This is a genomic window from Massilia phyllostachyos (assembly GCF_021044825.1).
Lineage (GTDB): Bacteria > Pseudomonadota > Gammaproteobacteria > Burkholderiales > Burkholderiaceae_D > Telluria > Telluria phyllostachyos.
In genome coordinates this window covers 193,040-206,872 of record NZ_JAJNOC010000005.1, presented here as the reverse complement: position 1 = coordinate 206,872, position 13,833 = coordinate 193,040, and the positions used below count along the sequence as shown (strand labels likewise).

The window sequence follows — 13,833 nt, the reverse complement described above, 5'->3', positions numbered from 1 at the left end:
GCACCATCATTGTTCGCTTGACCTCCCGCTTCACTTCTGAACCACACATGCTGCCATCCATCGAACAACGCCTAGCCATCGAACTGTCCGCCAAACCGGCCCAGGTTGCCGCCGCCGTCGCCCTGCTCGACGAAGGCGCCACCGTCCCCTTCATCGCGCGCTACCGCAAGGAAGCCACCGGCGGACTCGACGACATCCAGCTGCGCCTGCTGGAAGAACGCCTGCGCTACCTGCGCGAGCTCGAAGACCGCCGCGCCGCGATCGTCGCCTCGATCACCGAGCAGAACAAGATGACGCCGGAACTGATGCAGTCGATCGCGCTGGCCGAGGACAAGACCCGTCTCGAAGACCTCTACCTGCCCTATAAACAGAAGCGCCGCACCAAGGCGCAGATCGCGATCGAGGCGGGCCTGGCGCCGCTGGCGGATTCCTTGCTGGCCGACCCGTCGCTCGATCCGGACGCGGTGGCGGCAAGCTACCTGCGCGAAGCCTTCACCAATGCGGATGGCGGCGCCAACCCGGGCGTGGTGGACGCCAAGGCGGCGTTGGACGGCGCGCGCCAGATCCTGATGGAGCGCTTCGCCGAGGACGCGGCGCTGCTGCAATCGCTGCGCGAATACGTGCAGGAGCACGGCGTGGTCGAATCGAAGGTCGTCGCCGGCAAGGAGGAGGAAGGCGAGAAGTTCGCCGACTACTTCGATTATTCGGAGACGCTTTCCACCGTGCCTTCCCACCGCGCGCTGGCGCTGATGCGCGGCCGCCGCGAAGGTGTGCTTGACGTGAACCTGCGCCTCGATACCGAGCTTGAAAAACCGAAGTGGGATGCCCCGCACAATCCGTGCGAAAGCCGCATCTGCGCCGCCTTCGGCATCAAGTCCGCCGCCCGTCCGGCCGACAAATGGCTGCTGGATACCGCACGCTGGACCTGGCGCGTGAAGAGCTCCGTCTACATCGAGACCGAGTTGATGGGCGCGCTGCGCGACAAGGCCGAGGGCGACGCCATCAACGTCTTCGCGCGCAACCTGAAGGCGCTGCTGCTGGCCGCGCCGGCCGGCCCGCGCGCCACCATGGGCCTGGACCCGGGCCTGCGCACCGGCGTGAAAGTCGCCGTGGTCGACGCCACCGGCAAGGTGGTCGACACCGCCACCATCTACCCGCACCAGCCGAGGAACGACTGGGACGGCTCGCTGCACGTGCTGGGCCAGCTGGCGGCCAAGCACAACGTGTCGCTGGTCTCGATCGGCAACGGCACCGCTTCGCGCGAGACCGACAAGCTGGCCGCGGACCTGATCAAGGCGCGTCCGGAACTGAAGCTGACCAAGATCGTCGTGTCGGAAGCCGGCGCCTCGGTGTATTCGGCCTCCGAATTCGCCTCGCGCGAACTGCCGGACCTGGACGTCTCGATCCGCGGCGCGGTCTCGATCGCGCGCCGCCTGCAGGATCCGCTGGCGGAACTGGTGAAGATCGATCCGAAGAGTATCGGCGTCGGCCAGTACCAGCACGACGTCTCGCAGACCCAGCTCGCGCGCTCGCTCGACGCGGTGGTCGAGGATTGCGTGAACGCGGTCGGCGTGGACGTGAACACCGCCTCGGCGCCGCTGCTGGCGCGCGTGTCGGGCCTGTCCTCGAGCGTGGCGCAGAGCATCGTGACTTACCGCGACATGAAGGGCGCGTTCGCATCGCGTGCCGCCTTGAAGGCGGTGCCGCGGCTGGGCGACAAGACCTTCGAGCAGGCGGCCGGCTTCCTGCGCGTGATGAATGGCGAGAACCCGCTGGACGCGTCGGCGGTGCACCCGGAATCGTATCCGGTGGTCGAGCGCATCCTGGGCGACATCAAGCGCGAGATGAAGGCCGTGATCGGCGACGCCGCGCTGATCAAGTCGCTGAATCCTGCAAAGTATGCGGACGAAAAATTCGGCGTGCCGACCGTGAGCGACATCCTGAAGGAGCTGGAAAAGCCGGGGCGCGACCCACGTCCGGAATTCACCACCGCGACCTTCAAGGAAGGCGTGGAAGAGATTTCCGACCTGCGTCCGGACATGATCCTGGAAGGCGTGGTGACCAACGTCGCGGCCTTCGGCGCCTTTGTCGACATCGGCGTGCACCAGGATGGGCTGGTGCACATCTCGGCGCTGTCGAACACCTTCGTGAAGGATCCGCACACGGTGGTCAAGGCCGGCCAGGTGGTCAAGGTGAAGGTGCTGGAAGTCGACGCCAAGCGCAAGCGCATCGCGCTCACCATGCGCCTGACCGATGCGGCGCCGCAGCCTGGCGCCCAGCCGCAACAGCGCGGCGACCGCGACGACCGCAAGCGTATGGGGCAGCATCAGCGCCAGGAAAAGGCGGCGCCGGCAGCGGCGGGCGGCGCGATGATGGCGGCGTTTGCGAAGCTGAAGAAGTAATCGGGTGATGGAGGTCGCGCCCATCGATCCCGGCAGCCCGGACGTCGAGGGTGTGAAAAAACGGCTATGGCAAGGCGCGGAGTCGAAGACAGTACACTCGTACGGCGAGACGAGGCAACGCAGCCATAGACGAATTTTTCACACACTCGTCGGGCCGCTCATCGCGGAACTCGATGCGGCGCTGGCTGCGATCACGGGCGATAGCGGCGCCTCGTCGTTCGACGCGGACGATGTGCGCGGCCCGCGCGCCGTGTTCCTGATCGCGCGCGCGGAAGACGGCACTGCGCTGGGCTGCGGCGCGCTGCGGCCGCTGGAAGGCGACGTCGGCGAAATCAAGCGCATGTATGCGCGCGCCGGCAGCGGCGCGGGCGCACCGCTGTTGGCTGCGCTGGAAGCGCATGCCGCCCGACTCGGCTACGCCGAAGTGCGCTTGTCCACGCGCCGCATCAACACGCGCGCGGTGGATTTCTACCGCCGCCACGGCTACGCGGAAGCGCCAGCATGGGGCAAGTACGTCGACAATCCCGTATCAGTCTGCCTCGGCAAGCCGCTTTTCTAGACCACACCGTTAGCCCCAGAGCCGTCGCACCGGCGCAGGCCGGTGCCTAACTTCGGATGAGCAGCCGATATGCGTGCAAACTTGGGCACCGACCTGCGTCGGTGCGACGGTCTTGCAGCTAACAATAAGAAAAAACTCAGCCGCGGTGCTTGAGGAACAAGCCAATCATGTACACGCTCAGGAATCCGAAACCGATCAGCAGCATGCGCGCCTGCGGCATGGCCGGCAGCCCGGTCTTGCGGATCGACAGGCCGTCGCGCACCAACAGCCCGGCGTAGGCGAGCGCCGCGAGGCCGCAGATGATTTCGCCGGCGCTGCCGCGCGTGAAGCCGGCGAACAGGTTGACCAGGCCCGGAATGCCGAGCAGGGTGGCGATGACGAAGTTGCCGCCGGCCGAAGGGCCGCGACGGGGTGGTTGTTGCATGGCGAGGACCGGGTAATCGATGAACGGGCGATCATACCGCAGTCCAGGACGTCAGAGAATGGCCAGCCCGAGGTACTGGCCAAGCTTGAACAGCAGCATCACCCCCAGGAAGGCCCAGCACAGGTGGCCGGCGATGACGGTATTGCGCGAGGCCAGCATATCGCGCCTGCCTTGCTGTACCCGCAGCGCGCAGTACAACGAGAACAGGCCGACGGCGAGGCGCGCCAGGTTGTGCACGAATTCCTGGCGCGGCATGCCGGCTCCGTCCACGGTCAAGTCGTACAGGGCCGGCGCGCCGAAGAGGAGGGCGAGCAGCCACATCAGGGGCGTGGGCATGGTGGCGTAGCCGCGGTAGGTCGTCACGGTGCTGGACTCCGGAATAGTGATAAGCCGGCCATCATACTAAGAAACAACGCATCGGCGCCATCGGCCGGCCATGCCTGCCCTGCCGAATTCTTATAAAATGGCGCCATCCACCCATTTCTACTCAAGGCATAAACATGAGCGACGTTCAAACCTGGATCAAAGACACCGTGACCAACACCCCGGTCGTGCTCTTCATGAAAGGTACCGCCCAATTCCCGCAATGCGGCTTCTCCGGCCGCGCCATCCAGATCCTGAAAGCCTGCGGCGTCGACAACATCGCCACCGTCAACGTGCTGGAAGACGCGGAAGTCCGCCAGGGCATCAAGGATTACTCGAACTGGCCGACCATCCCGCAGCTGTACGTGCGCGGCGAGTTCGTCGGCGGTTCCGACATCATGAACGAGATGTACGACTCGGGCGAGCTGCAAGCCCTGCTGAAAAACGGCTGAGCCGATGGCTGACCGTCCACGCCGGATCATCGTCGCCATCACGGGTGCGACCGGCGCGGTCTATGGCGTCCAGCTGCTGAAGCGGCTGGGCGCGACGCCCGGCGTCGAGACCCACCTGGTGCTGTCCGACGCCGCCTCCCTTACCCTGCACCAGGAACTCGGCCTGCAGCGGCGCGACGCCGAAGCATTGGCGCACGTCGTGCATCGCAACCGCGACATCGGCGCGTCGATCGCCAGCGGGTCATACCAAGCCGACGGCATGGTGATCGCTCCCTGCTCCATGAAGACGCTGGCGGCCGTGGCCCACGGGCTGTCGGACAACCTGGTCGCGCGCGCGGCGGACGTGGTGCTGAAGGAAAGGCGCCGGCTGCTGCTGATGGTGCGGGAAACGCCCTTCAACCTGGCGCACCTGCGCAACATGACGGCCGTGACCGAGATGGGCGGCATCGTGTTCCCGCCCCTGCCGAGCTTCTATCACCGTCCCGCGACGATCGAGGAAATGGTCGAGCACACGGTCGACCGGGCGATCGACCTGCTCGGGCTCGACAATGCCCACGCTCCGCGCTGGGGCGGCATGAAAGGCACGCCGGATGCGTGATGCGGCGCCTGCCTGGTTCCTAGCGTTTGTCGCCGTCGAAGACCGGATCGCCGGCCTTCTTGGCCTCGCGCGCTTCTTCGAGCATCCGCCGCCGGGCATTGCGTTGTCGCATCACCTCGGCATGGCGCGCCGCCGTCATCGGCGGTGCGGTCATCAGTTCCTTGAGCTGGGCGGTGTTGGCGTAGTTGTTTCGCATACGGCAGCTGCTCCTTGACGTGACCGGTGGCGGCGAAACCGCGCGCCCCCGCACAGATTATGTACCAGCCGGGACGGTTTGTGCGTTCCCGGACTCACGAAAAGGTGCGGCTACGAAACTATTTTTGCTCGGCTTTTGCATGGTTCATACGCACGAGCATGCGGATGAACTCACGGGCGAGCTGACGGTGGTGTTCGTCAAGACGTTGTAAATCTGCAATCAGCTTGACGTCGGCGGACTCGAAGCGGGCGCCGGCAGCGCCATTGCCTTCGCTACCGGCGCCGGCGTGCTCGGCCCCGCCGAAGCGCAGCCAGTCTGCAGGCACGCCCAGCCATTGGGCGATCATGCGCAGCTTTTCCTGGGTAGGAATGGCTTCGCCGACCAGCCATTTGCGGGCGGCATGGACCGTGATCGGACGGCCTTCGAAACGGATGTTAAACTCTCTCGCGAGACGGGTAGGACTATCGGGAGAATAGTGGGCGTTCTTCAGCGCCTGCTGCAGACGCTCGCTGAAACTCTCCCGTTCATTGGTTGAATTCATTGAGAGATACTTACAATCTTGGGACATGAGCCCGTGTGGACGGCCGGCTTCACTGCTGAGAAGCCTCGCTGACAATCATACTCTTAAAATGTAACAAAGATGTGATTATTTAAGAGAATTTGCACATTTCATAAACAGAAAAATATACCGCCAATTCCCCATTTGGGGAACGAAAATATAGCTGAAAGGCAAGGGCGTGTCAGCGCAATATGTGCTGTTAACCAACAGTATTTGTCTAGACAATTTGAATGCTGTACCACTCAGGCGAGCTGGAAGCGAAATACACCATCGACATCATGCGTGCGGCGCAGAATCCCGTCGTACCAAAGCTTGTGCAGGTGGGCAAGTGCCTCGCCTAGAGCGAAACTCAGCTGGTGGGCATCGAGCTGGCGCCGGAACATAATGGGGACGATGTCGACGGCGGAGCGGGGTGTAATACAGGCGGTGACCACTTCCGCCAGGCGCGCCGTATGGTGTTCGCGCAGCTGGGCGATGCGGGGTTGCAGGCCGCGGAAGGGTTTGCCGTGGGAAGGGAGCACAAGTGTGTCTTCCGGCAATTTTGTTAAATTTTCGATGGAATCGAGATAGCGCTGCAGCGGATTACCCTCCGGTTCGACTGCAAACACCGATACATTCGTCGAAATCCTTGGCAAGATCATATCACCCGATATCAAAATGTTCAGTTCTTCAGAGTACAGCGAGGCATGTTCGGGCGAGTGGCCGAATCCGGTAATAACGCGCCAGCCACGCCCGCCGATGGACACCATGTCGCCATCCTGCAGGCGGGTGTAGGCTTCCGGCACGCTCGGCACCAGCGAGGGATAATAATTCCTGCGGCCGCGCATCTGCTCGAGCATGGCCGGGTCGGTCAGGCCGTGGCGCTCGAAGTGAGGGATGGCCGAGGGACCGTCGACGCCGGACAGCGCGGCGGCCATCATGCGCGCGAAGCCGAACTCGGCGGCGGTGGTCACGAACGGCGCGTCGAAGCGCTCGCTCAGCCAGCCGGACAGGCCGACATGGTCGGGGTGGCAGTGGGTGGCGAATACCCGCAGCAGCGGCGCGCCTTCGAGCCCATCAGTAAGTACTTGCTCCCATGCGGAACGTGTGGCGTCGGTGCCGGCGCCGCTGTCGACCACGCTCCAGCCGCTGCGGCGCTCGCCGTTCTGTTCGCATTCGTCTGCCAAGAGCCACAGGTTGATGTGGTCGAGCGCGAAGGGCAGCGGCATGCGGATCCAGGCCAGGCCCGGGACCACCGTCTGCACGGCGCCGGGGGCGGGGATGGTGTCGCCAAAGGGATAATCCAGCTGGGCTTCGAGCGGGTTCATGGAAAACTTTCGTGTTTCAAAGGTGGCGGTCGCGCTACAATGCATTAACGTTAACGTAAACGGAAATGCGCGCAGGCCGTTCGATTGTAAGGCATTTGCGCATTGCCCTTCCCTGCACCCGAAGAACCATGGTCACCTACACCATCGCCGAACTGGCCCGCGAATTCGACATCACGGCCCGCGCCATCCGCTTCTATGAAGACCAGGGGCTGCTCAGTCCCAAGCGCGAAGGTGTCGGCGGACGCAACCGCGTCTACACGCCGCGCGACCGGACCCGGCTGAAACTGACCCTGCGCGGCAAGCGCCTCGGCCTGACCCTGTCGGAAATCAAGAGCATTGTCGACATGTACGAGTCGCCACGCGACACCGTGGCCCAGATCGACCGCTTCCTCGGCGTGCTGGCCCACCAGCGCGAGACGCTGGAACAACAGCGTGCGGACATCGAAATGGCGCTGGGAGAAATCTCGGCGCATGAAGAAGAATGCCGCCGGCTGCTGGCGGAAACTGCGGCGTCCAGGAACGCCGCCTGAATCACCCGCCGGACTGTCGGTCCGGCTTTTTTCGGCCGCTTGGTTGACGTTTACGTTAACGTAAGAGGCGAGTATGATCCATCCTATTCTGCTCAACCACCGTTCACCGTGAGGACGACATGCTGCATCTCCCAGGCCTGACCTTTGACCATGGCGAAGACATCGCCGCGCTGCGCGAAGCCGTTCAACAGTTCGCCGAAGCCGAAATCGCCCCGCGCGCTGCCGAGATCGACCGCAGCGACCAGTTCCCGATGGACCTGTGGAAGAAGATGGGCGAACTCGGCCTGCTCGGCATCACCGTCGGCGAGGAATACGGCGGCGCCAACATGGGCTACCTGGCGCACATCGTCGCCATGGAAGAAATCTCGCGCGCCTCGGCCTCGGTCGGCCTGTCCTACGGCGCCCACTCGAACCTGTGCGTGAACCAGATCAAGCGCAACGGTAACGAAGAGCAGAAGCGCAAGTACCTGCCGAAGCTGATCTCGGGCGAGCACGTCGGCGCGCTGGCCATGTCGGAACCGAATGCCGGCTCGGACGTCGTCAGCATGAAGCTGAAGGCCGAGCTGAAGGGCGACCGCTACGTGCTGAACGGCACCAAGATGTGGATCACCAACGGTCCGGACGCCGACACCCTGGTGGTGTACGCCAAGACCGACCTGGAAGCGGGCCCGCGCGGCATGACCGCCTTCCTGATCGAAAAAGGCTTCAAGGGTTTCTCGATCGCCCAGAAGCTGGACAAGCTGGGCATGCGCGGCTCGCACACCGGCGAACTGGTGTTCCAGGACTGCGAAGTGCCGGTCGAGAACGTGCTGGGCGGCGTCGGCAAGGGCGTCAACGTCCTGATGTCGGGCCTGGACTTCGAGCGCACCGTGCTGTCGGGCGGTCCGCTGGGCATCATGTCGGCCTGCATGGATGCGGTCGTGCCGTATATTCATGAGCGCAAGCAGTTCGGCCAGGCGATCGGCGAGTTCCAGCTCATGCAGGGCAAGATCGCGGACATGTACTCGACCATGATGGCTTGCCGCGCGTATGTGTATGCCGTCGGCCAGGCTTGCGACCGCGCGACTACGCCGGAGCAGGTGCGTGCGCTGCGCAAGGATGCGGCCGGCGCCATCCTGTACAGCGCCGAGAAGGCGACCTGGATGGCGGGCGAGGCGATCCAGACGCTGGGCGGGAATGGCTACATCAACGAGTATCCGGTGGGCCGTCTGTGGCGTGATGCCAAGCTGTACGAGATCGGCGCCGGCACCAGCGAGATCCGCCGCATGCTGATCGGGCGTGAGTTGTTTGGCGAGACGATGTAAAACTGTGAAGGTGGCGGAACATCCTTTTTTCGCTACCTCATGATTCGTCATTCCGGCGAGGCCGGGATCCAGTTTCGTAGCGCGCCACTTGCATCCAGAGTAGTAGGTACGCAGAGAAACTTGGGTTCCAACCTTCGCCGGAAGTCGTAGGCGCCAGTGGCGCGTACGACGGCCTTTGGGCCAACTAGCGCGAGACGAACGATGACCGAGCAAGCGTTTCCCAAACTGCTGTCTTCCCAGATCGCCTTCGACATCGCGCGCACCATCCTGGACGGCTTCGACAAGCATTACCGCCTGTTCCGCCAGGCCAGCCGGCAGGCGCGGCGCCATTTCGAGACGGCCGACTGGGCCACGGCGCAGCACGCCGCGCGCGAGCGCATCGATTACTACGACCGGCGTGTGCAGGAATGTGTGCACATTCTCGAGGACGACTACAGCCACCAGGATCTGACGGACCGCGTCTGGCGCGAAACCAAGCTGCATTACATCGGCCTGCTCTCTGGCCACAAGCAGCCGGAACTGGCCGAGACCTTCTTCAACTCGGTGAGTTGCCGCATCCTGCACCGCAGCTACTACAACAACGACCACCTGTTCGTGCGCCCGGTGATCTCGACCGAGTACATCGAGACCGACGAGCCGCAACCGACCTACCGCGTCTACTACCCCGCGGCCGACGGCCTGCGCACGGCATTGACGCGCGTGGTGACGAACTTCCAGCTGGACGTGCCGTTCGCCGACCTGGCGCGCGACGTCGCCCTGGTGGAGGCGCGCATGCTGGACGCCTTCGGCATCGACCGCGCCGAAGCGAACCTGCAGCTGCAGGTGCTGTCCAGCCCCTTCTTTCGCAACAAGGGCGCCTACATCGTCGGCCGCGCCATCAACGGCCCGCGCGACTACCCCTTCGTGATCCCGGTACTGTACGAGCCCAGCGGCCAGCTGGCTCTCGATACGGTGCTGACGGACCCCTACCACATCACCCTGCTGTTCAGCTTCACGCGCGCTTACTTTTTGGTAGACATGGAAGTGCCCTCCGCGTTCGTGCAGTTCTTGCGCAGCCTGATGCCGCGCAAACCGCGCAGCGAGATCTACACGGTGCTGGGCCTGCAGAAACAGGGCAAGACCCTGTTCTACCGCGACTTCCTGCAGCACCTGAAGCACAGCTCGGACGCCTTCCGCAGCGCGCCCGGCATCCGCGGCCTGGTGATGCTGGTGTTCGAACTGCCGTCCTTCCCCTATGTGTTCAAGGTGATCAAGGACTGGTATCCGCCGCCCAAGGAGACGACGCGTGCCCAGGTCCAGCAAAAATACCTCCTGGTGAAGCACCACGACCGGGTCGGGCGCATGGCCGACACTCTCGAATACTCGGACGTGGCCTTCCCGCTGGCACGCTTCTCGGAAGAATTGCTGGCCGAGCTGAAGGCGTTCGCGCCCTCGCTGGTCGAGATCGAAGGAGAACGCCTGATCGTGCGCCACCTGTACATCGAGCGCCGCATGGTGCCGCTGAATCTCTACCTCGACGAGGCCCTGGCGCGGGATGACGAGGATGCCCTGGCGCGCGGCGTGATCGAATACGGGAATGCGATCAAGGACCTGGTCGCAGCGAATATCTTCCCCGGCGATATGTTGTATAAAAACTTCGGCGTCACCCGCCACGGCCGGGTCGTGTTCTATGATTACGACGAGATCGAATACCTGACCGACTGCACCTTCCGCGACATCCCGCAGGCGCGCAACGAGGAGGACGAGATGGCGGCGGAGCCCTGGTACCCGATCGGCAAGCACGATGTATTTCCGGAACAGTTTGGCCGCTTCCTGCTTGGAAATCCGGCCATCCGCCACCATTTCATGCAACATCACGCGGAACTTCTGACCCGCGCGTATTGGCAGTCCCACAAGGACCGCATACTGGCCGGCGTCGTCGACGACGTCTTCCCCTATCCCCAGCAAATCCGTTTCTTCCCCACCACGGCGCAAGCGAAACCCGACCCAGCGCCATCCCTTTTGGAGACCTTACACAATGAATGATCCAGTCGTTATCGTTGGCGCCGCCCGTACCCCGATGGGCGCCTTCCAGGGCGATTTTTCCTCGAAGACGGCGAGCGACCTCGGCGCGGTGGCGATCAAGGCCGCGGTGGAGCGCGCTGGTGTCGATGCCGACAGCGTCGAGCATGTCTACTTCGGCAACTGCCTGATGGCCGGCCAGGGCCAGGCCCCGGCGCGCCAGGCGCTGATCAAGGCCGGCCTGCCGCTCTCCACCGGCGCCGTGACCCTCTCCAAGATGTGCGGTTCGGCCATGCAGGCCGCGATCTTCGCCCACGACCAGCTGGTCGCCGGCAGCGCCGACATCGTCGTCGCGGGCGGCATGGAATCGATGACCAACGCGCCCTACCTGATCCCGAAGGCGCGCGGCGGCTACCGCATCGGCCACGCGCCGATGTTCGACCACATGATGATGGACGGCCTGGAAGACGCCTACTCGCGCAACGAGAAGACCGGCGAAGGCCGCTCAATGGGCACCTTCGCCGAAGAGTGCGTGGCCACTTACCAGTTCTCGCGCGAAGACCAGGACAACTTCGCGATCGAATCCGTGAAGCGCGCGCAAGCCGCCAACAACGAAGGCTGGTTCGACTGGGAAGTCGCGCCGGTCTCGGTCGCCACCCGCACCGGCGAGCTGGTGGTGGAGAAGGACGAGGGCCCGCTGAAGGCCAAGATCGACAAGATCCCGTCGCTCAAGCCCGCCTTCAAGAAGGATGGCACCGTGACCGCCGCCTCGTCCTCGTCGATCAACGACGGCGCCGCGGCGCTGGTGATGATGCGCGAATCGAAGGCCAAGGAACTGGGCCTCACTCCGATCGCGCGCGTCCTCGGCCACGCTACGCACGCCCAGGAACCGAACCTGTTCACCACCGCCCCGATCGGCGCGATGCGCAAACTCTTCAAGAAGACCGGCTGGACTGCCGGCGACGTCGACCTGTTCGAGATCAACGAAGCCTTCGCCGCGGTGCCGATGGCCGCCATGCGCGACTTCGACATCCCGCACAGCAAGGTCAACATCCATGGCGGCGCCTGCGCCCTGGGCCACCCGATTGGCGCCTCGGGCGCGCGCATCATCGTGACCCTGCTGGGTGCGCTCAAGCGTACCGGCGGCAAGCGCGGCGTGGCCTCGCTGTGCATCGGCGGCGGTGAAGCGACCGCGATGGCGATCGAGCTGGTGTAAGGTGTCATACAAATCGTGATCAATGTGGCGGCTTTTGCTCCATTGATCACGCATCGTATTGAATCAATTCTACAAGGAGCCTGTCATGCCTACCGTCCTGATCCTCGGCGCCTCGCGCGGCATCGGCCACGAGATGGTGCGCCAATACCGCCTTGAGGGCTGGCGCGTGATCGCCACCGCCCGCAAGCAGGAAGACTGCGACGAGCTGACGCAGATGGGCGCCACCGCCCACCAGCTGGACGTGACGAGCGCCGATTCGATCGCCGCGCTGGGCTGGCGGCTCGACGACGAGAAGATCGACGTGGCCTGGCTGGTGGCCGGCGTCTACGGCCCCTCCGGCTCGGGCTTCCCGACCGGCCCCGAATTCGACGCCGTCATGCACACCAACGTATTGGGGGCGATGCGCCTGATCCCGATCGTCGGCCCGCTGCTGGCCGACACCCGCGGCAAGCTGGCCGTGCTGTCCTCGAAAATGGGTTCGATCGGCGCCCGCAGCGGCACCGAGGGCACGCTGTACCGCGCCAGCAAGGCCGCACTGAACTCGGTGCTGGCCGACGCCGCCATCACCTATGGCGCGCAAGGCGTGACCTGCGTATCCTTCCACCCGGGCTGGGTGCAGACCGACATGGGCGGCTCCGGCGCGACCCTGACGCCGGAACAAAGCGTGCGCGACCTGCGCGCCACGCTCGCCAAGGTGGACAAGTCCGGCAACGGCGCTTTCCTCGACCACGACGGCACGCCGATCCCGTGGTAATCCACGACTACCTATAACAACGAACGAGACACGATGATTCTCAGCGAAGAACACCAGATGATCCGCGACGCCCTGCGCAGCTATGCGCAGGAGCGCCTGGCCCCCAACGCCGCGCGCTGGGACCGCGAACACTATTTTCCCAAGGACGAGCTGAAGGAACTGGCCCGCCTGGGCGCCTTCGGCGTGGCGGTGCCGGAGCAGTACGGCGGCGCGGGCCTCGACTACGTGTCGCTGGCCCTGGTGCTGGAAGAGATCGCGGCCGGCGATGGCGGCACCTCGACCATCATCTCGGTGAACAACTGCCCGGTCTGCAGTATCGCCATGATGTACGCGAACGACGAGCAGAAGGAACGCTTCCTTCGTCCTTTGGCGCAGGGTGAGATGCTGGGCGCCTTCGCCCTGACCGAACCGCACACCGGCAGCGACGCCTCGGCCCTGCGCACCACGGCAGTCAAGGATGGCGACGAGTACGTCATCAATGGTTCGAAGCAGTTCATCACCAGCGGCAAGTATGGCGACGTCGCCATCGTCATGGCGGTCACCGACAAGGCCGCCGGCAAGAAGGGCATCAGCGCCTTCTGGGTGCCGACGAATACGCCCGGCTACATCGTCGCCGGCATCGAGGAAAAGATGGGCCAGCACTCCTCCGACACCGCGCAGATCGTGTTCGACAACTGCCGCGTCCCGGCCGCGAACCTGATCGGCGAGGAAGGCATGGGCTACAAGATCGCCCTGTCGGGCCTCGAGGGCGGCCGCATCGGCATCGCCTCGCAGTCGGTCGGCATGGCGCGCGCGGCGTATGAAGCGGCCCTCGCCTATGCCAAGGACCGGACCAGCTTCGGCAAGCCGATCTTCGAGCACCAGTCGGTGCAGTTCCGCCTGGCCGAGATGGCGATGCAGATCGAGGCGGCGCGCCAGCTGATCCTGCATGCGGCCTCGATGAAGGATGCGGGCCTGCCCTGCCTGAAGGAAGCCGCGATGGCCAAGCTGTTCGCCTCCGAGATGGCCGAACGGGTGGTGTCGAATGCGATGCAGGTCTTCGGCGGCTACGGCTACGTCGCCGACTTCCCGGTCGAGCGCATCTACCGCGACGTGCGCGTGTGCCAGATCTACGAAGGCACCAGCGACATCCAGAAGATCCTGATCGCGCGCGCCCTTTGATCTTGAT

15 protein-coding genes are annotated in these 13,833 nt (G+C 64.3%); 10 read left to right on the top strand and 5 right to left on the bottom strand.

Annotation, left to right across the window (positions count from 1 at the left end; genetic code table 11):
* Positions 1 to 47: 47 nt before the first annotated feature.
* Both LQ564_RS16460 and LQ564_RS16455 read left to right on the top strand, forming a co-directional pair.
* Positions 48 to 2,402, top strand: coding sequence for a Tex family protein (locus LQ564_RS16460; RefSeq protein ID WP_231059197.1), 2,355 nt, complete (start codon positions 48 to 50; stop codon positions 2,400 to 2,402).
* A gap of 7 nt (positions 2,403 to 2,409) precedes the next feature.
* The gene (locus tag LQ564_RS16455) at positions 2,410 to 2,961 is read left to right on the top strand and encodes a GNAT family N-acetyltransferase (protein ID WP_231059196.1); all 552 of its coding nucleotides are present in this window, start codon (positions 2,410 to 2,412) and stop codon (positions 2,959 to 2,961) included.
* Between the two features lie 136 nt (positions 2,962 to 3,097).
* Here the strand turns inward: LQ564_RS16455 and LQ564_RS16450 are convergent, their stop codons facing one another.
* Positions 3,098 to 3,385 carry a hypothetical protein gene (locus LQ564_RS16450; protein WP_231059195.1) on the bottom strand — a complete coding sequence of 96 codons (288 nt, stop codon included), beginning with the start codon at positions 3,383 to 3,385 and terminating at the stop codon, positions 3,098 to 3,100.
* 51 nt (positions 3,386 to 3,436) lie between these two features.
* Positions 3,437 to 3,748, bottom strand: coding sequence for a hypothetical protein (locus LQ564_RS16445; RefSeq protein ID WP_231059194.1), 312 nt, complete (start codon positions 3,746 to 3,748; stop codon positions 3,437 to 3,439).
* A 137-nt stretch (positions 3,749 to 3,885) separates the two neighbouring features.
* On the opposite strand from LQ564_RS16445, the gene grxD reads away from it, so the two are divergent.
* Positions 3,886 to 4,200, top strand: a complete 315-nt coding sequence (grxD, locus tag LQ564_RS16440) for a Grx4 family monothiol glutaredoxin (protein WP_231059193.1) — start codon at positions 3,886 to 3,888, stop codon at positions 4,198 to 4,200.
* Positions 4,201 to 4,204: 4 nt separating this feature from the next.
* Positions 4,205 to 4,798, top strand: coding sequence for a UbiX family flavin prenyltransferase (locus LQ564_RS16435; RefSeq protein ID WP_231059192.1), 594 nt, complete (start codon positions 4,205 to 4,207; stop codon positions 4,796 to 4,798).
* Positions 4,799 to 4,817: 19 nt separating this feature from the next.
* On the opposite strand, the gene LQ564_RS16430 is transcribed toward LQ564_RS16435, so the two are convergent.
* From LQ564_RS16430 to LQ564_RS16420, 3 genes are all read right to left on the bottom strand, one after another.
* Positions 4,818 to 4,994 carry a hypothetical protein gene (locus LQ564_RS16430; RefSeq protein ID WP_231059191.1) on the bottom strand — a complete coding sequence of 59 codons (177 nt, stop codon included), beginning with the start codon at positions 4,992 to 4,994 and terminating at the stop codon, positions 4,818 to 4,820.
* A gap of 118 nt (positions 4,995 to 5,112) precedes the next feature.
* Positions 5,113 to 5,535, bottom strand: a complete 423-nt coding sequence (locus tag LQ564_RS16425; protein WP_231059190.1) for a hypothetical protein — start codon at positions 5,533 to 5,535, stop codon at positions 5,113 to 5,115.
* Between the two features lie 260 nt (positions 5,536 to 5,795).
* A complete protein-coding gene (locus tag LQ564_RS16420; protein ID WP_231059189.1) occupies positions 5,796 to 6,860 on the bottom strand; it encodes an MBL fold metallo-hydrolase in 1,065 nt (354 codons plus the stop codon).
* Between the two features lie 128 nt (positions 6,861 to 6,988).
* Here LQ564_RS16420 and LQ564_RS16415 point away from each other — a divergent pair, with 128 nt between their 5' ends.
* From LQ564_RS16415 to LQ564_RS16390, 6 genes are all read left to right on the top strand, one after another.
* Positions 6,989 to 7,390, top strand: a complete 402-nt coding sequence (locus tag LQ564_RS16415) for a MerR family transcriptional regulator (protein WP_231059188.1) — start codon at positions 6,989 to 6,991, stop codon at positions 7,388 to 7,390.
* A 119-nt stretch (positions 7,391 to 7,509) separates the two neighbouring features.
* Positions 7,510 to 8,694 carry an isovaleryl-CoA dehydrogenase gene (locus LQ564_RS16410; RefSeq protein WP_231059187.1) on the top strand — a complete coding sequence of 395 codons (1,185 nt, stop codon included), beginning with the start codon at positions 7,510 to 7,512 and terminating at the stop codon, positions 8,692 to 8,694.
* Positions 8,695 to 8,895: 201 nt separating this feature from the next.
* Positions 8,896 to 10,719 (top strand): bifunctional isocitrate dehydrogenase kinase/phosphatase, encoded by a 1,824-nt coding sequence (aceK, locus tag LQ564_RS16405; RefSeq protein ID WP_231059186.1) that lies wholly within the window; start codon positions 8,896 to 8,898, stop codon positions 10,717 to 10,719.
* Positions 10,712 to 11,911: an acetyl-CoA C-acyltransferase gene (locus LQ564_RS16400; protein ID WP_231059185.1), complete on the top strand. Its 1,200-nt coding sequence runs from the start codon at positions 10,712 to 10,714 to the stop codon at positions 11,909 to 11,911. The genes aceK and LQ564_RS16400 overlap by 8 nt, the downstream gene beginning before the upstream one ends.
* Positions 11,912 to 11,996: 85 nt before the next feature.
* Complete coding sequence (locus LQ564_RS16395; protein ID WP_231059184.1) at positions 11,997 to 12,665, top strand: SDR family oxidoreductase; 669 nt, start codon at positions 11,997 to 11,999, stop codon at positions 12,663 to 12,665.
* A gap of 33 nt (positions 12,666 to 12,698) precedes the next feature.
* On the top strand, positions 12,699 to 13,826 hold the full coding sequence (locus LQ564_RS16390; RefSeq protein ID WP_231059183.1) for an acyl-CoA dehydrogenase family protein: 1,128 nt from the start codon (positions 12,699 to 12,701) through the stop codon (positions 13,824 to 13,826).
* The last annotated feature ends 7 nt before the right edge of the window (positions 13,827 to 13,833 follow it).